Origin of the sequence: Streptomyces niger, assembly GCF_000718305.1 — a bacterium.
Taxonomy (GTDB): Bacteria; Actinomycetota; Actinomycetes; order Streptomycetales; family Streptomycetaceae; genus Streptomyces; species Streptomyces niger.
Genome location: NZ_JOFQ01000015.1, coordinates 55212 through 72534 on the forward strand (window position 1 = coordinate 55212; position 17323 = coordinate 72534).

12 protein-coding genes are annotated in these 17323 nt (G+C 68.8%); 8 read left to right on the forward strand and 4 right to left on the reverse strand.

The genetic code is table 11. The features are described from left to right. Positions 1-32: 32 nt before the first annotated feature. On the forward strand, positions 33-1442 hold the full coding sequence (gene aspA / locus IF20_RS26595; protein WP_052867877.1) for an aspartate ammonia-lyase: 1410 nt from the start codon (positions 33-35) through the stop codon (positions 1440-1442). A 471-nt stretch (positions 1443-1913) separates the two neighbouring features. On the opposite strand, the gene IF20_RS26605 is transcribed toward aspA, so the two are convergent. The 3 genes from IF20_RS26605 to IF20_RS26615 all read right to left on the reverse strand — a co-directional run bounded on the left by IF20_RS26605 (position 1914) and on the right by IF20_RS26615 (position 6886). Continuing rightward, entirely contained in the window at positions 1914-3260 is a 1347-nt protein-coding gene (locus tag IF20_RS26605; protein WP_052867879.1) for an endo-1,4-beta-xylanase, read from the reverse strand. A gap of 390 nt (positions 3261-3650) precedes the next feature. Next, complete coding sequence (locus tag IF20_RS26610; protein ID WP_110944573.1) at positions 3651-5180, reverse strand: non-reducing end alpha-L-arabinofuranosidase family hydrolase; 1530 nt, start codon at positions 5178-5180, stop codon at positions 3651-3653. A 65-nt stretch (positions 5181-5245) separates the two neighbouring features. After that, positions 5246-6886, reverse strand: coding sequence for a glycoside hydrolase family 43 protein (locus tag IF20_RS26615; RefSeq protein ID WP_052867880.1), 1641 nt, complete (start codon positions 6884-6886; stop codon positions 5246-5248). A 1134-nt stretch (positions 6887-8020) separates the two neighbouring features. On the opposite strand from IF20_RS26615, the gene IF20_RS26620 reads away from it, so the two are divergent. From IF20_RS26620 to IF20_RS26635, 4 genes are read left to right on the forward strand one after another with little or no spacing between them, the layout of a single operon-like run. Further along, positions 8021-9367, forward strand: coding sequence for a polysaccharide biosynthesis protein (locus IF20_RS26620; RefSeq protein WP_199896749.1), 1347 nt, complete (start codon positions 8021-8023; stop codon positions 9365-9367). 6 nt (positions 9368-9373) lie between these two features. Then, on the forward strand, positions 9374-10531 hold the full coding sequence (locus tag IF20_RS26625) for a glycosyltransferase family 2 protein (protein ID WP_052867882.1): 1158 nt from the start codon (positions 9374-9376) through the stop codon (positions 10529-10531). Then, the gene (locus tag IF20_RS26630) at positions 10528-11532 is read left to right on the forward strand and encodes a DUF1259 domain-containing protein (protein WP_052867883.1); all 1005 of its coding nucleotides are present in this window, start codon (positions 10528-10530) and stop codon (positions 11530-11532) included. The genes IF20_RS26625 and IF20_RS26630 overlap by 4 nt, the downstream gene beginning before the upstream one ends. Then, positions 11529-12980 carry an FAD-binding oxidoreductase gene (locus tag IF20_RS26635; RefSeq protein WP_052867884.1) on the forward strand — a complete coding sequence of 484 codons (1452 nt, stop codon included), beginning with the start codon at positions 11529-11531 and terminating at the stop codon, positions 12978-12980. Before IF20_RS26630 ends, IF20_RS26635 begins: the two co-directional genes overlap by 4 nt. A 156-nt stretch (positions 12981-13136) precedes the next feature. Here the strand turns inward: IF20_RS26635 and IF20_RS26640 are convergent, their stop codons facing one another. Next, the gene (locus IF20_RS26640) at positions 13137-13382 is read right to left on the reverse strand and encodes a hypothetical protein (protein ID WP_199896750.1); all 246 of its coding nucleotides are present in this window, start codon (positions 13380-13382) and stop codon (positions 13137-13139) included. A gap of 366 nt (positions 13383-13748) precedes the next feature. Between IF20_RS26640 and IF20_RS26645 the strand changes: the two genes are divergently transcribed. The 3 genes from IF20_RS26645 to IF20_RS26655 all read left to right on the forward strand — a co-directional run bounded on the left by IF20_RS26645 (position 13749) and on the right by IF20_RS26655 (position 17242). Then, positions 13749-14969 (forward strand): metallophosphoesterase, encoded by a 1221-nt coding sequence (locus IF20_RS26645; RefSeq protein WP_052867886.1) that lies wholly within the window; start codon positions 13749-13751, stop codon positions 14967-14969. Positions 14970-15293: 324 nt separating this feature from the next. Continuing rightward, the gene (locus tag IF20_RS26650; RefSeq protein ID WP_199896751.1) at positions 15294-16580 is read left to right on the forward strand and encodes an MFS transporter; all 1287 of its coding nucleotides are present in this window, start codon (positions 15294-15296) and stop codon (positions 16578-16580) included. 32 nt (positions 16581-16612) lie between these two features. Then, the gene (locus IF20_RS26655) at positions 16613-17242 is read left to right on the forward strand and encodes a TetR/AcrR family transcriptional regulator (protein WP_110944576.1); all 630 of its coding nucleotides are present in this window, start codon (positions 16613-16615) and stop codon (positions 17240-17242) included. Positions 17243-17323: the final 81 nt, after the last annotated feature.

Below are 17323 nucleotides of genomic sequence, written 5' to 3' on the forward strand. Positions count from 1 at the left end.
CACTCACCTCGAAGAAGAGGAACCGCCCACCCATGACCGCCGCCACCCGCAGCGAACACGACCTGCTCGGAGACCGGGAGATACCCACCGACGCGTACTGGGGCGTCCACACCCTGCGCGCCACGGAGAACTTCCCCATCACCGGCACCCCGATCTCCGCCTACCCGCACCTGATCGACGCCCTGGCCACCGTCAAGGAAGCCGCCGCCCTCGCCAACGAGGAACTCGGCCTGCTGGAGCCCCGGAAGGCGGCCGCGATCGTCGCCGCCTGCCGCGAGATCCGCGACGGCAAGCTGCACGACCAGTTCGTCGTCGACGTCATCCAGGGCGGCGCCGGCACCTCGACCAACATGAACGCCAACGAGGTCGTCGCCAACCGTGCGCTGGAGCTGCTGGGGTACGCCAAGGGGCAGTATCAGCACCTGCATCCCAACGAGGACGTCAACCTCGGCCAGTCCACCAACGACGTCTACCCGACCGCCGTCAAGATCGCGACGGCGTTCGCGGTGCGTGGTCTGCTCAAAGCGATGGCCGTACTCCAGGACGCCTTCGCCGCCAAGGCGGTCGAGTTCCGCGACGTGCTGAAGATGGGCCGTACTCAGCTCCAGGACGCGGTCCCCATGACCCTCGGGCAGGAGTTCTCGGCGTACGCCGTGATGCTCGACGAGGACCGCAGCCGGCTCGCCGAGGCCGTCGAGCTGATACACGAGATCAACCTCGGCGCCACAGCAATCGGCACGGGCCTCAACGCCCACGCCGGATACGCGGAGGCGGCCCGCCGCCACCTCGCCGACATCACCGGCCTGCCCCTCGTCACCGCCGCCAACCTGGTCGAGGCGACTCAGGACTGCGGCGCGTTCGTCCAGATGTCCGGCGTGCTCAAGCGCATCGCCGTCAAGCTCTCCAAGAGCTGCAACGACCTGCGCCTGCTCTCCTCCGGCCCGCGTGCGGGCCTCGCGGAGATCAACCTGCCGCCGGTCCAGGCCGGTTCCAGCATCATGCCCGGCAAGGTCAACCCCGTGATCCCCGAGGTCGTCAACCAGGTCGCCTTCGAGGTGATCGGCAACGACGTCACCATCACCATGGCCGCCGAAGCCGGACAGCTCCAGCTCAACGCCTTCGAACCGATCATCCTGCACTCCCTCTCGGAGTCCGTCACGCACTTGCGCGCCGCCTGCCTCACCCTCGCCGAACGCTGCGTGGCGGGCATCACCGCCAACACGGAGCAACTGCGCGCGACCGTTGAGAACTCCATCGGCCTGGTGACCGCCCTCAACCCGCACATCGGATACACGGCCGCCACCGACATCGCCAAGGAGGCCCTCGTCAGCGGCCGCGGCGTGGCCGAACTCGTCCTGGAGAAGGGGCTGCTCCCGGCCGACAAGCTCGCCGCCCTGCTGCGCCCGGAAGTCCTCGCGGGCAGCGGCGCGCCTCTGTCCTGATGCGGAACCGGGCGGCGCCCGCATTGCCGAGTGCCGCCCGGCCTGCTCCCTGTCACTGCCTGCCGACCGGCCACCGCCACGAGGCGGCGTTCCGACTCGGGCCCACTCGGCGTCTCATGTGAGCCGCCAAGTGGGCCCGACCGCCGTACCCCTCGTCCGGAGCGGGCTCGATCCGGTACAGCAGCAGATGGATGAGCAACATCGCGCCGGCCGCGACGAACATGCGGTCCCGCCAGATTTGCACGGGATTTCTCGGGCCCCGTGCATGCCCGGCCCGGACCGGGTGGGCCGTCCGGTGAAGGCGCGGGTAACGGTGATCGTGGGGAAGGCCGGGTCGACCAGGGCCGCCTTGTGCGGTGCGGAGGCGTCGACGGGTAGCAGCGGGGTGACCAGGCCAGGGCCCGGGTGAGGGGGCGTGCCACTCACCCGGGCCGGCTGGTCACCGCCGTGCCACGGCGGGCGCGGTGTGCGTCACCAGGCGGTGCACGCGCCGACGGTGGGCGGTGCGGCGTTGCCGTTGGTCATGACGGTGAACCCGAAGCTGGTCGAGGCGCCGGCCGAGAGGCTGCCGTTGCCGTTCGGCGTCATCGTCATGACGTTCCCCGTGCTGTCCCAGCTCGGCGTGCCGTTCCAGGTGGCGGAGATCTTCTGCCCCGAGGCGACGGTCACCGGCACGCTCCAGCCGCTGGTCCCGGACGATCCGGCGGTCACGGTCACCTTGCCGTTGTACCGGTCGCCCCACTGCTCCTGCTTCGCGTAGGAGACGGTGCAGGTGCGGGTACCACCATCGCCGCCACTCGTGCCACCGAGCGCGGACAGCACCGCGTCGTACGCCGGCTTCTTGCCGTAGTTGTCGTCGAAGAGCAGCGGTGTGCCACTGCTGCGCCACGAGTACTTGTCCGTGATGCCCCACGTGGTGATGCCGGTGCAGCGGGACACCGCAAGACACGCCTTGACCACGTTGCCGTAGCTGGTGGCCTGCGCGGAGCCGGAGCCCTCGATGTCCAGCTCGGTGATCTGCACGTCGACCCCGAGGTCGGCGAAGCGCTGCAGGTTCTGCCGGTAGTCGGACGGCACGGGGGAGTTGCTGTTGAAATGGCTCTGGAAGCCGACGCAGTCGATGGGGACGCCGCGTTGCTTGAAGTCCTTGACCATGGCGTAGACGGCGTTGGACTTCGCGTTCACGCCGTCGGTGTTGTAGTCGTTGTAGCAGAGCTTGGCGTTGGGATCGGTGGCCCGGGCGGTGCGGAACGCCTCCTCGATGAAGCCGTTGCCCAGCTTGTCCTGGAAGGGGGAACTGCGCCGCGCCCCGCTGCTGCCGTCCTGGAACGCCTCGTTGACGACGTCCCAGGAGTGAATCTTGCCCTGGTAGTGCTGCATGACCTTGGTGATGTGGTTGTTCATGGCGCTACGCAGGTCGGAGGCGGACAGACCGCCCACCCAGCCGGGCAGCTGGGAGTGCCAGACCAGGGTGTGGCCGCGAACCTTCATGCCCTTGCCTTGGGCGTGCGCGACGATCCTGTCCGCGGCGTCGAAGGTGAAGGAGCCGCGTGAGCTCTCGACGGCGTCCCACTTCATCTCGTTCTCCGGTGTCACCGAGGTGAACTCGGCGTCCAGTGTGGAGACGTACGGCGATTCCCCGAGGTGACTCGCGGCCACCGCCGTACCGAAGTAGCGGCCTTGGGCGGCTGCCGCCGTGCCGAGGGTGCTCGCGGCCTGCGCCGAGCCGGAGAGTGTGACGACGCCCGTTGCGGCGAGCAAACCCGTCGTGCCGAGCGCAAGGACCCGGTGGACGATGGCGGAGGCTCTGCTGTTCATGACGGACCTCTTTTCGATGGTGAGGGGTCGAGAACTTTCTGCGGAAAGCGGCCTGCCTGGCCGGGCCTTGTCATGCGCCTGACAAGGCGAAAGCCGAAGTGAGCATGCGGAACATGCGCAATGACGGCAGGTGCGGCGTTTCAAGCGAGCAGCCAGGGGCTTGCGTGAATCCTGGAGCAGGAGAGCGGCCGAAACAATCCCGGTGACGGAACGAAAGTTTTTCGCCCCTTTCCGCTCTTCGAGCCATCTCGCGCCCGCATTCCGAGGCAGGTTGCGCGGAATGCCTTGGGCGCGCCCACCGCCTCGGAATGCACGAGTCACAGGCCGCTGCCGCACCGGCGGAGACGCGCTCCTGGCCGGTGCGGCAGCTGCTCCTGCTGCCCGTTCGGGTCAGCAGGTGGAGTTGGCCTGGGTGAGCAGCCCCATGCGGTAGGGCAGTTGTGAGTAGTCGCCGCTGGAACTCGGGTCCCGGCCCTGATAGACGTACTGCAGGTGGCAGGGGTCGATCGGCAGGGTCTGGTCGTTGCCCGAGCGGATCATCTCGCCGTGGCTGATGTCGGCGGTCCAGGCGGGACCGTTGAAGGAGACGTTGGCCTTGCCGGCGAACGGCGCGCTCTCGGTGGTCGCGAGCGGGGTCCAGGCGCCGGTGAGGCTGGTGGAGGTCCAGGAACGGAAGTAGCGGCCGTTCGATCCGATGGCCTCGACCAGCAGCAGGTACTTGTTCGTGCCGGACACCTTGTAGACGTTGGATGCCTCGAACAGGGCGTACTTGGAGTCGGACATCACGAGCGTGGTGTTGCCGAACCCGTTGGGGAAGTTCGCGAGCGTGGTCTGGGCGCGGTAGAGGTGCCCGTTGTCGTCACTGAAGAACAGGTAGCAGTTCGCGCTGTCGCAGACGGTCCAGAAGTCGATCCATCCGCCGTTGCCCTTGTTCTGCCTGACCACATCGGGTTCCGAGGCGATGAAGGTCTTCGGGGCCGACCAGGAGGAGGGGTTGGACGGGTCGGTCGTCGTGGAGTAGGTGGGCGGGCCGGTCTGGTAGACCATGTACCACAGTTTCTGCGGGGCGAAGTAGAAGACCTGGGGCGCGGCCCGGTAACCGGTGCCGATGGCGGAGGAGTCCAGATAGTGCTGGGTCGCCGAGGCGGCGTTGGCCCACTTGTCGAAGCTGAAGTACTCCAGGTTCCAGCCCCCGGACGTGTTCGCCGTGGTCGCGTAGACGTGGTACTTGCCGTTGTACCGGATGACCGAGTAATCCTTGATCGACACCAGGTTGTGGGAGGAGTTCGACTGCGGGCCCGCCAGTACCCCGGTCGACACCCACGAGTACGACGACGGCAGGGAGTTCGAGACGGTCCCCACCTTGACCAGTTGCCACTGCTGGTGGATTCCGCCCTGGTCCGCGTACTGGTCGACGGCCGCGGCGTCGGCCGTGGCGGCGCCCGCGACCTCGACGGCCTTGCCGCTGTTGTGGTTGATCAGGCGGACGTACCCGCCGGCGGAATCCGCCAGGGAGAACTGCTGGTTGGTCCCGTTCGCGTCGTCCCACTGCTGGATGCGGGCCCCGTCGGCCGTCGACTGGGCGGACACGTCGAGGACCTTGCCGGTGAAGCGGGAACGCAACCGGTAGTGGCCGTCCCCGGAGTCGACGAAGCGCCACTGCTGCCAGGCGCCGTCGTTGCGGGTGTACTGCTGCAGTCCGACGCCGTTGTCGGCATTGCGGTCGGTGACGTCCAGCGCCTTGCCGCTGTTGCGGTTGACCAGCACGTACCAGGCGCTGGTGTCGACCGAGGCCGCCGACGCCGGCGTCGCGGTGAGGGCGAGACACAGGCCGGCGAGCAGCGCCGTCACGGTGATCCCGATCGTGCTTCGTCGCCAACGCCACAGCACGCCTTCGCGTCTCTTCCTGCCTGTAGCCATGTGGTTTCTCCTGAATTCGCGGTCCTGCCGCCTCGCGGCGCGAGACGGGTGCGGGGACGAGGAGGTCAGGGGGCGGTTACTTCGAACCGCGTGATCCGGACGGAGCCGCCGAGAGCCCCGGTGGTGAAGTTGAAGAGGGCGTAGCGGTAGCCCATGAAGAACTGCCAGGCGTTGTTCAGGGTGAAGGCGGGTCCTAACGGGATGAATTCGGCGCCGTCGGTGCTGTAGGAGAACCTGGCGGTGCGGTTCGCACCCGGGGTGATGTCGGCTTTCACGCGAAGCCAGATCCGACTGCCCGAGACGCCGGTGCTCGCTCGCACGGTGCCGGTGCCGGTGGTGTTCCAGTTGGCGTCCATGGTGAGACCGTCCACCATGACCACCTGGGTGCCGCTGCTGTTGCGCAGGAGGCCGATACAGGCGGAGGAGTCGCGCAGCACGGCCAGACCTGCCCGATCCCCGTTCCGCATCCCGGTGTACTCCAGCAGCACCGTCGCGGTGGAGGTCGGTCCCGGGATGCGGTGAGTGAGAGTGTTGCGGGCCCAGTACAGGTCGCTGGTGACGGTCGCAGTGCTCAGCGTGAGACCGTTGCCCACCGACCACTTGCTGTTGTCGGGGTTGTGATTCCACTCCCACCTGGGCGCCAGGGACGTACCGGTGAAGTTCTCGACGCCCGTCATCGGCTCGACCGGGCGAGGCGGAGCGGGCACGGCGGGGCTGGGATAGGAGCCGCCCCAGGCGCCGTCCACGAGCTGGACGACGGGCCAGCCGTCGGAGGTCCAGGTGACCGGGGCCAGGACGGGGATGCGGCCGCCGGGGTAGGCGTCGACGAAAGCCATGTAGTACCACGCCCCGTTCGGCGTCTGCACGAGCCCGCCCTGGTGGGGAATGCCACCGCCGGCGACCGGACCGGGCAGGTCGAGCAGCACCTGCCGGAGCGTGTAGGGACCGAAGGGCCCGCTCGTCGACTTCAGGATGTACTGGCCGTTCGCGGGGCGGGTCAGGAAGATGTAGTAACTGCCGTTGATCTTGTAGAAACGGGAGCCCTCCAGGGTGCCGATGCTGGACGGGGTGCTGAACACCTGCTGGCTACGGACCTGGGTGCGGCCGTCCGCGGAGAGCTGTGCCACATGGATGGCCGTGTTGCCGTACGCCACGTAGAGGGTGTCGTCGGTGTCGACGAGCATGCCCGCGTCGTAGTAGGCGGTGCCGATCGTGGTCAGCCGGCTCCAGGGTCCCTCTACGGAGGAGGCTGTGTAGAGGTAGCTTTTCGCGAAGTCGATCTGGCCCACCCAGTAGAACTTCCGGTTGGACGGGCGGTACGCCAGTGACGATGCCCAGATGCCCCGGACGTAGCCGCGGGCGCCTTGGAGGTCGTACTTGGCACCGAAGTCCAGCACCGGCACCGAGTGACCGGCGAACTCCCAGTTCACGAGGTCGTACGAGCGCAGGATCGGCGCGCCGGGCGAGTAGTGCATGGTCGAGGCCGAGCAGTAGTACGTGTCGCCGACGCGGATGACGTCGATGTCCGCGAAGTCCTGCCAGAGCACGGGGTTGGCGTAGGTCGTGGCCAGGGCTGGGGAATGCGCCGCGGGCTGTGCTGCGGATGCCTGTTCGGCCGTCGCAGCGGGCAGCACACTTCCTGCCAGCAGGCCGGTACCCGTCGCGAGTACCGCACGACGATTCACAGAATGACGAGTCCATGACATATGCGGTACTCCTTGCCGCATCGAGGTCAGACAGGGGACTTGCCGTCCAGTTGTTCGTTATCTCGAACGCACTTCGATTCTTCGGACGCTTAGCATCGTTGACAGCACCCGAGGCGCGTCAACCCCTCTGCATCATTCGGTCAATACTTCGAAACTGTTTCGCTCACCCAGGCATGCCTGCCGGGATGTACCCGGCAGGCGCAGTCCGCGACGAACGGCGCACCGCGCCTGCGCCTGCGCCTGCGCAGGATGTCGATTACGGTCCTACCGGTCGTGGCGACGGCTGTGACCCAAGCCGTGGAAACAGCGGCCGGTTCGAGGGCGGGCGAGCGCACACCGGTTCGATGTGCCGCATGAGCTCGGGTCATGTGGTGACGTCGGCGGCGATGAAGGCCAGGGCCGAGGAGCGACGTGATTCCAAGAAGTGGGCACGTCATTGCTCACTGGTTGCGGGGTCGGAGCGCGTCGCTTCGCTTCGCCGCAGCGCATCCGGTTCGCGGCTGACCCACCGCTCGGCCTGGCTCGAATGCCCCGGGCGAACTGCCTGTCATCGCGGGCACCTTGAGGGGGCTTCAGGTCGAGCGCCTGTCGAAGGGCCGCAACGCGTCGCCGGCGTGGTTGTGATCCTCCCGTTCCGGAGCCACCACCGCCACAGCTTCGACTCTCTCGCCCCCTCACCCCCTCACCCCCTCGGCGCTGGCCCCCGACGCCCGACGCCCGTAGGAGGTACCGGCAGGGCGCTCGCCGAGGGCCTGCACACCCCTGCGCCGCCGATCGCGCGAGAGGAGGGGCAAACGATCGTTCGGCACTCGAACGCGAGTGCAGTTTCCGGGCGGGCCGGTTGAGTGAGGCATGTCGGCCGACATGCCTCCGTCATGGGGCCACCGCCGGACCGCTCCGAGGTGGCTCATGGCCTCAACCTGCCTACATGTCAAGAAAATATGCCAAAGGAAAGACGGGAGCCTTCGGGCAGATCGTCCGTCGTCCGCTGGGCCAGACACGCAATCAGGCCGTTTATACGCTCGGGGCGCGGGTTACTGGTCGGCCTTGTCGGCTCCCCACATTCCGGAGCGGGCCACCAGCTCTTCACGGGTTTGTCCGAGAGCGGTGCACGACAAGGTGCAAGGACTGACTGTGTCGAAGACGACTCCTTCCCGTGCCGCCGAACCCTGTCGACCACCAGACGCCGAGACACTGCTGGCCCGACCGTCCTGGCCTCTTCGTACCGGCGAGGAAGAGTCCCTGCTGCGCGGCAGGCGGGTCCTGGTGACCGGGGCCGGCGGCACCATCGGCAGCGCCCTCGCGCGCAGAGCCGTCGACTGCGGGGCGGGCCCGGTCTTCCTGCTGGACCAGGACGAGTGCGCCCTGCACAGCACGGTGCTGGCGCTGAGCGGCAGGGGGTTCCACGAGAACGACCGTGCTCTGCTGGCGGACATCCGGGATGCGGCCAGGATGCAACGGCTCTTCCGGCGGACCCGGCCGGAGATCGTCTACCACGCCGCTGCGCTGAAGCATCTGCCACTGCTGGAACGCAACCCGGCCGAAGCGGTCAAGACCAACGTGTTGGGCACGCGGAACCTGGTCGATGCCGCACTGCAGACGGGTGTCGAACGATTCACCCTCGTCTCCACCGACAAAGCCGCCGATCCGGCTTCGGTGCTCGGGGCGACGAAGCGTTTGGCCGAGGAGGTCCTACGGGCCGGTGCGGCGCAGGGTGCGCGACGCATCGCGTTCGCCTCGGTACGTTTCGGCAACGTCCTGGGCAGCCGTGGTTCCTTCCTCGGCACCGTACTGGAGCAGTTGCGGCGTGGACTGCCGATCACGGTGACCGACCCCGAGGCGACCCGGTTCTTCATGACCGTCTCGGAAGCCGTGTCCCTGCTGATCCAGGCATCGGCCATGGCGTCACACGGCGAGGTGTACTCACTGGACATGGGCGAACCCGTCCGGATCATCCAGCTCGTCGAGCGGCTGGCCGCCCTCCAGGGCATCAGCGTGCCACCGGTCCGGGTCACCGGCCTGCAGCCGGGCGAGAAGCTGCGCGAGGAACTCGTCGGAACCCAGGAGCTGCGCAATCCAACCGCTCACCCGCGCATCTGGAACCTCGGCCTGAAGCCGGTACGGCCGGATCTGGCCCAGCGGCTGGACGAACTGCGGGCCGCGGCCGAGCAGGGACACCGTAAGGCGCTCATCCGCACGCTCGGCGAGCTCTGCGACACCTACCGGCTACCGGCCGAGCCCCCTGCGCCACCGGCCGGCACCACGACACCGGCACCGTGGGCGGCCCTCCGACCGACCGGCACCACCGCACCACGGACCGGCACCACCGCACCACGGACCGGCACCACCGCACCGCGGAAGGAACCGCCCCGGATCCGGCGGGAGCTGATCCCCGAACCGGGTGGCGCCACCCCCGCTCCGGTCGCGGTGCACCCGGAGCGCACCATGACTACCGCCCCGGCCGCAGCAGCGGAGTGGTGACCGATCGTGCCGGCTGCCCTGCTGATCGCCGTGGTGGTGCTCCCCGCTGCGGTGGCGGCCATCGATCTGCTGACGCCGCTGTTCGCCGACCGGGAGCGCCTCGTCGACATCGGGCCGTGGACGAGGCCCTGCCAGGACTTCGAGGTCCTGGTGCCGATCTACGGAAGCATCTCCTACCTGGAGAACGTCGAGTTCCTGCGCCCCTACGGCAGTCGCGTGCTGCTGTGCACCACCGACTCCGAGACGGACGAGTTCTACGCCGGTCTGATGTCGGTGGCTCGTGCGCACGGCTTCCGGGTGATGCGCCAGGAGGTCCGGGAGGCCGGGCGGGTGACGGGCGCGCGTCGCCGGGTGTCCGGGACGGTACGGGACTGTCTGATCAGGGAGGCCCTGCGCATCGTGCGAGCCCCGTACGAGGTCTGCATCGATGCGGACACCGTGACCAAGGAGCCGCTGGAGCTGCTGATGGGTGCCTTCCGGGACAGTGGCCGGGACTTCGCTTCGGTACGGCTGGTCCCGACCGGTGCGCCCGGGCTGCTCCTGCGATTGCAGAGGCACGAATACCGACTGGCCATGCGACGTCGGATGACCCACCCGTGGATGGTCTCCGGGGCCTGCCACATCGCGCGTACCGAGGCGCACCTCGCCATCATGGAGCGGCACTCGCTGTTCTTCCAGGGCAACGACGTGGAGATGGGCCTGCTGGGTGACGCACTGGGCTACACCTCCACGCATCTGCGCACCGAGGTGCTGACCACCGTCCCGGACGAGCTGGGCCCGTGGTTGCGCCAGCGGCTTGCGTGGGCCGGTGGCGAGTTCCGGGTACTGGGCGTGAACGCCTTCGTGCTGCTCCGGCATCCGGGCGTGCTGGCGTACGGCCTGGGGATCACCATCGCGCTGACCCCGTGGCGGTGGCACTCCGTCGTGGCGTTCAGCTGGCCGCTGCTGTCCGTGTACCTGGTGTACGCGGGCATGCTGGCGGTGTGCGACCGGCGGCACCTGGACTGGACGTTGCTGTGCTATCCCCTCTACGCGGTGGTCAACGGGCTGGTACTGGTGCCCTTCGGGTGGATCTGGTACCTGAAGATGGCCGTTCAGGACAGGAACGCCGGTGTCATCCGGGTCGGTCCTCGTCCGGCAGCGGTCCGATCGGCCGGGCGATGACGACGAGGACCGGCATCCGCTGGGGCGGGCTGCTGCTGGCGTCCGTCCTGTCCCTCGCCACGGTGAGCACGGCCGCCTGGCACGATCGGGTTCCGGAGGCCGTACGCGGGCACGTGGGACAGCCGCAGGCCGTACCGGGGCACCACGCGCCGGGGCCGGACACCGGTCGTCCGGTACCGACCTCGTCCGCCGACTGGGACGAGGTGGGGAACATCCTCGGCCGGCCGGGAAAGATCACACCGGACAACCTCACCTACCGGGTCTTCTTTCCTCGCAGCGACCTCTCCGTCACCAGCCTGGGGGTGCAACTGGCCCTCGGCACCGACCTCTCCAACTTCGCCGCGTTCACCGTGTACGCCGACGGCCAGGTGATGATGATGGGCGATCTGGTGGTGACCGAGCAGGAGTTGGAGCCGGTGATCGATGCCATCCAGGCTGGGAATTTCGCCCAGCACGGCATCCACAAGCACCTGCTCGCGTCCCGGCCCGCCCTGTGGTGGCTGCACTTCGACGGCATGGGCGGCGCCGGGGCGCTCGCCCGGGGATTCATGTCCGTCCTGCGCGCCACCGGCACGCCCCTGGCCCCGGTGCCCGCCGGGCGGCCGGTGACCGGCCTGGACACGGCAGGGATCAACGCCGCCCTGGGCTACAAGGGTTCCTCCTTTTTCGGTACCTACGTACTGGAGCCCCCGCGTCGCGACACCTTCGCCCACCACCGCAGGGTGCTGCCTCCCCTCCCGGGCCCGGCGAGTTCACTGCGCTTCCAACCCCTGCCGGACGGCCGGGCACTGGCCAACGGGGACATCGCCGTACGGGAGCAAGAGGTTCAGCCCGTCCTCCGGGCCCTGCGTGCCGCTCGTATCACCGTGGTCAGCCTGCACAATCACTTCCTGGACATCAGCCCCTCCTTGTACTTCACCCACTTCTGGGCCGTCGGTGACGAGGTGCGGCTGGCCCGGGTGTTGCGGAAGGTACTCGACCGGACGAACAGCCCACGATGACGGGCCCGCCGTTCCTGGATGCCCTGCGCCGCGCGCTGCCCGGCCGGGTGCTCGGCCTGGGCAGCGTTCCCGGCGTCGACAACGGCCGAGTGCGGCTCGCCCCCGCCTGTACCGTCCGCCCCGGGTCGGCCGACGACATCGGGACGACCCTGCGATTCGCGCGGGACGAGGGCCTGCCGCTGACCGTACGGGGCGGTGGCCACAGCACCGCCGGATACTGCCTCAACAGAACCGGCGTCGTCCTGGACATGTCGTCCATGCGGGGCGTACGGCTGGACGCCGACCGGCAGACCGTCCGGGTCGGCGGCGGGGCCCGCTGGCAGGACATCCACCCTCACCTGAGGGGCGACCGTCAGGGGCTCATCGCGGTCGGCTGCAGCAGCCCGCAGGTGGGGGTGGCGGGCGCGCTGCTGGGCGGCGGCTTGAGCTTCACCTCACGCGCGCACGGCCTCGGCAGTGACAATGTCACCGCGATCGAACTGGTCCTGGCGAACGGGGCCCGCGCTCGTGTCGAAGAGCATTCCGTCAGCCCGGCCGACCGGGAGCTGTTCTGGGCCTGCCGCGGCGGCGGGGGAGGCAACTTCGGCGTCGTCACCGCCGTGGAACTGCGTCTGCACCGACCACGAACGGAACACATGTTCGGCGGCCAGATCGTCTTCCCGTTGCGGCGGGCACCGGAGATCCTGCCCTTGTACGGCGAGTGGACCGCAGCACTGCCCGACACACTGGCGGCGTACCTCCACATCAGCAACCGGCGAGACACTCACGAACGCACCCGGCGGCTGTGGGCCATGACGGTCACGGTGATTCACGACGGCGCCCGCGAGGAGGCCACCGAGCTGCTGCGCCCTCTGCTGACCGCCGGACCACTTCGGGCATGGTCGGCGACGGCGCCCCTGCACGACTGGGAGGCCCGGGTGGGGGCCGCGTCCGCCGTCGCGCACCGGCTCGCCTACATCCGCTCCGGCGTCCTGCCGGCCCGGGCCTTCACCCCGGACTTCGTGAACACCGTCTGCGACTTCATGCCCCGCTCCCCCTCGCCGGAGTCCTTCCTGCTCTGGGTCCACACCGGGGGCCGGATGGCGACAGCCCCGGAAGCAGGCGCCTACCCGCACCGCAGCAGCGGATCCATCTACGAGCTGAAGTCCATCTGGCGGGACGAGGCCGCCGCGCGAGCGAACGTGACCTGGGCGTACGACTTCGGCGAGGCGCTGCGGCCCCACAGCACCGGCGCCTACGTCAACCAGCACGATCCGCTGCTGACGGGCTGGCGCACGGCGTACCACGGCCCGCACTACGACCGGCTGGTCGCCGTCAAACGGCGGGTCGACCCCACCCGCGTCCTGCGCTTCCCACAGGCCATCGGATCCACCTACGAGCCCCCCGGTACCTCCCCTCCCGACCTGCACCTGCTGGACCCCGACCCCGCGCGCCTCCGGGGCCGGTGAGCTGCCCCTGCTCCCCCGCGAATGCCTGCCCCGGCGCACCGCGCCCTGCTCGGTCTGCGGGACCGCGGTGCGTCTCTCCACCGGAGCCCTCCGATACGTCTTCGGTCGCCCGGCCGCCCGGCCGGGTGACCGGGCGACCGAAGGCGTGACCAGGGATCATTCCGCCATGTGAGCAGCGCCCATCGGGAACGGGAAGACGCTCGCTCCGTTGTAGATGCCGCCTTTGCAGAGAGTCTCACGGGTGAAGGTGTTGGTCACGAGATGTCCGCCCCCAGTGATGCACTGGAGCGAGTCGACGGGATCGGCGTAGGGATCGGCGGACGCACCGGGCGCGGCAGTGAGGGCCAGGCCGACCGCGGTCACGACCGCGACGGCGAAGGACACGAGGCGTTGACGTTGCACAGGACCTCCAGGGTCCGAGAAGGGGTGTACCTTCCGCCTACGCTGCTGGGCCGCCGCCCTTGGTGCGCCCTGGACTCGTCCGTCCCAGTGACCGGACCAGGCCGCGCACGGCTCCGAAGGGGTGGTCAGGGATGTCGCCCCAGTCGTCGGCCCAGCCGACGATGTGCCCGCGAACGGCCCTTTCCCCGACAGCGGACAATGGGCTCTCCGGGAGGCTCTGGAAGTTGGGGCCCGAGCAGGATCAGGGCAGGGGCCGCGGATCATGTCGGGGCCACGGGCAGATGGCTGGCACGGCGACTGTGCCGTGGCCACCCCCGGATCCTCTACGGATACGATCCGCCGGACAGCACCTCAGGAGGGGAAAACGTGGCCGAGACCAGCACCACCCGATCCGTCGCCGGTGAAGAGCAAGAGGCGCCACGAAGTCGGCTGCGGCGCCTGATGCGCTACCTCCCCCTGATCGCCCCCGTCCTGCTGTGGGCCGTGCCGTGCTGGGTTCTGCTGCACACCGGCCAGCACTGGCCGCTCCCCGTCACACTGATCGGCACCACACTGTTCGCCCTCGGCCTGATCGGTATGCCGCTCGCGATGGTGCGCGGCCACGGTCGGCGCCAGCAGGACCGGGCGGCGATCGTCGGTGACACGCTGCTGGGCAGCATATGGACCCTGTTCACCTGGTCCGTTCTGCTCGGCGCCCTGCTGCGGCCCGCCCTGACCGTGGCCGGCGTCGGTGACGGACAGGATCGCGCACGCATCGTCAGCTGGGCCGTCCTCGGCGTATCCGCCGTGCTGCTCGCCTGGGGGTACGCCGAGGCCCGACGCGTGCCACGCGTGCGCCGACTCGACGTGCAACTCCCGCGTCTGGGAGCCGGGTTGGACGGCACCCGAGTCGTCCTGATCACCGACACCCACTACGGTCCGCTCGACCGCACCCGATGGTCGGCACGGGTCTGCGAGACGGTGAACACCCTGGAAGCCGACCTGGTCTGCCACACCGGCGACATCGCGGACGGCACGGCCGAACGCCGTCGCGCCCAGGCCGCCCCACTGGGCACCGTGCAGGCGACTCGGGCCCGGGTCTACGTCACCGGCAATCACGAGTACTACAGCGAGGCCCAGGGCTGGGTCGACCTGATGGACGAGCTGGGCTGGGAGCCGCTGCGCAACCGCCATCTGCTGCTCGAACGCGGCGGTGACACCCTCGTGGTCGCCGGCGTCGATGACGTCACCGCCGAGTCCTCCGGACTGGCGGGCCACCGCGCCCATCTCGCCGGAGCCCTCGACGGCGCCGACTCCGACCTCCCCGTCCTCCTCCTCGCCCACCAGCCCAAGTTCATCGACCGCGCGGCAGCCCACGGCGTCGACCTCCAGCTCTCCGGCCACACCCACGGCGGCCAGATCTGGCCCTTCCACCACCTGGTCCGCCTCGACCAACCAGCCCTCGCCGGCCTCAGCCACCACGGCACCCGCACCCTCCTCTACACCAGCCGCGGCACCGGCTTCTGGGGCCCGCCCTTCCGCGTCTTCGCCCCCAGCGAGATCACCCTGCTCGTACTCCGCTCCCCACAGCGATCCACCTCGTCCTAGCACGGCGGCCGGGTCATCCATCCCGGCCTGGCCCCGGTGCAAAAACTCTTCCAGGTCGGTGTCGGAGAACACCGTGCCAGGATCCGGTCCGGGCCCCGGGCGTGCGCGGTCACCCGGCGGCCGCCGTCGGCCGATGATCGGTGGTTTCCGGCGGACGCCGCCTGCTCGGAAAGGGCTCCTCACGATTTGACTAGAGTCCCACTCTAGTGTTTCACTCCAGTCACCGGATGCACCGCTCACTCACCTCGACCGAGGGGGAGTCATGGCAGGTCCGCTACACGGCAAGAGGGGGCACTGTTACTGCTCACCTCGGTGGAACTGGTGGTGTCTCTTGACGTGTCGATCGTCAACGTCGCGCTGCCCGCCATCGGGGCCGCGTTGGGCATGACCGTCGTCGGGCTGGCCTGGGTGGGCACCGCTTACCAGGTGACGTTCGGCGGCTTCCAGTTGGGTGCGGGCCGGCCCACGGACGTCCTGGGCAGAAGGCGGCTCTTCCAGGCGGGTCTTGTGGTCTTCACGGCCGGTTCGCTGCTCGCCGGGATGGCGGCCCGGCCGTGGCTACTGCTCGCTGCACGGGCTCTGCAGGGGGTGGGAGCGGCCATCCTCGTACCTGCCGAACTGTCGCTGCTCACCGCGATGTTCACGGAACCGGCCGCCTACCGCCGGGCGTTCGGCTGGTGGAGTGCGATGGGCGCTGTCGGCGCGGCCGGCGGTGTCGTACTCGGTGGCCTGATCGTCGAGCTGCTCAGCTGGCCCTGGATCTTCCTGATCAATGTGCCGATCGGGATAGCGGGGCTCATGGCCGGTGGGCGGCTGCTGCCCGGCGACGACGCACGCTCCCCGGCCGCCGCACGAAGCCGGCTCGACCTGCCCGGCATCGTCACCGGAACCGGCGCCTTGCTGCTGCTGGTCTACGTCGTCACGGTCGCCGCCGAAAGACGTCTCGACGCTTTCGCCGGCCTGCTGGGCGGCCTCGCGGTGCTGCCGATCGCCATCGGGAACCTTCTGGTCTCACATTTTGCCGTTCCCCGGGCGCTGGCCCGGCTCGGACCCCGCACGGTACTGACCCTGGGCATGGGCTTCATGGCCCTCGGCCTGGCCCTGTTGAGCAGGATGCCGGTCGACGCGGATTTCGTCACCGACTACCTTCCCGGAGCGCTGCTCTTCGCCGTCGGTCTGCCTGCCGTCTTCGTCGGCTCGACCCTGCCCGCCGTCAAGGCGGTGGCCGAGCACGAGACATGCGTCGTCTCCGGCCTGGTCAACACCGCTCAGCGGATCGGTGCCGGGCTCGGAGTCGCTGTCCTGGCAGCGCTGGCGGAGCAGCATACGAACGCCTCCTCGGGCCCGGAAGCGGTATCGCTGCACGAGGGTTACCGCCTCACCTTCCTCGCCGCCGCGGCCATCGCCCTTGCGGGCCTGATGGTCGGCCTGTGGCTCGTCCGCCGTGGACGGAACGCTGTTGGCGCCGGCCGACGGGGCAGCGGCGAAGACCGGGCCCGAGACCCCTTCCTCCGCCTCCGAGCACGTCTCGTAACGGGCGGGTGGTCAGAAGCATTTCTGCACGTGAGGCCCAACGGAAAAGAGGCAATGGCGAATAGAGTCCTGCTTTAGATTGCAACTACAACGACTGGCGGTGACGCCTCATGGCAGTACAGCAGGGAGCCCGGAAGCGGCAGGCGAAGGAAACCAGGAACCGGATGCTCGAAGGGGCACTTCGGCTCTTCATCGCCCACGGGTACGAGGGCACCACAATCGAGGCCATTGCCCGCGAGGCGGGGGTCGCGATCCAGACCGTCTACTTCAAATTCGGCAACAAGCAGACGATCCTCAAAGAACTCGTGGACGTTCGCGTCGCCGGCGACGACGAGCCCATCCCCACACTGGAGCGCCAGTGGGCTCGCGAGGCAATGGGCGCAGCGGATGTGTCCACACAGCTGCGTCACCAGGTCGAGGGCGCACGGGAGATTTACGCGCGGGTCGGGGGCCTGCTGGAGGTGCTGCGCAACGCGGCCTTGTCGAACGAGGAGATCGCCACGCTGTGGGAGCGCAACAAACAACAGCGTTTCGAGGTGCAACTGCACTTCATCAAAGCCTTCGCAGAAAAGCAGCCCCTGCCTTCCGGGCTCACCCCCGAGCGGGCCGCCGACATCAGCTACGGCCTGCTCGGCCCTGAGCTGTACAACCTGCTGGTTTCCGAGCGTGGCTGGACTCCTCAAGAATGGGCGGACTGGGTGCATTCAGGCCTGTGCCACCACTTGCAGTGTGAGGGGTAAGACCGTCCACATTGCAGTTGCGAACGCGGTCGGGCCGGCCTGCGGTCACGAAACGCACGCCACCGGATGCACTGAGTGGAG

What these genes read in the sequence shown, in the direction of transcription:
- aspA (WP_052867877.1), top strand. Translation starts at nt 33, where the DNA reads ATGACCGCCGCCACCCGCAGCGAACACGACCTGCTCGGAGACCGGGAG.
- IF20_RS26630 (WP_052867883.1), top strand. Translation starts at nt 10,528, where the DNA reads ATGACGACGAGGACCGGCATCCGCTGGGGCGGGCTGCTGCTGGCGTCC.
- IF20_RS26635 (WP_052867884.1), top strand. Translation starts at nt 11,529, where the DNA reads ATGACGGGCCCGCCGTTCCTGGATGCCCTGCGCCGCGCGCTGCCCGGC.
- IF20_RS26615 (WP_052867880.1), bottom strand. Translation starts at nt 6,886, where the DNA reads ATGTCATGGACTCGTCATTCTGTGAATCGTCGTGCGGTACTCGCGACG.
- IF20_RS26610 (WP_110944573.1), bottom strand. Translation starts at nt 5,180, where the DNA reads ATGGCTACAGGCAGGAAGAGACGCGAAGGCGTGCTGTGGCGTTGGCGA.
- IF20_RS26655 (WP_110944576.1), top strand. Translation starts at nt 16,613, where the DNA reads ATGGCAGTACAGCAGGGAGCCCGGAAGCGGCAGGCGAAGGAAACCAGG.
- IF20_RS26605 (WP_052867879.1), bottom strand. Translation starts at nt 3,260, where the DNA reads ATGAACAGCAGAGCCTCCGCCATCGTCCACCGGGTCCTTGCGCTCGGC.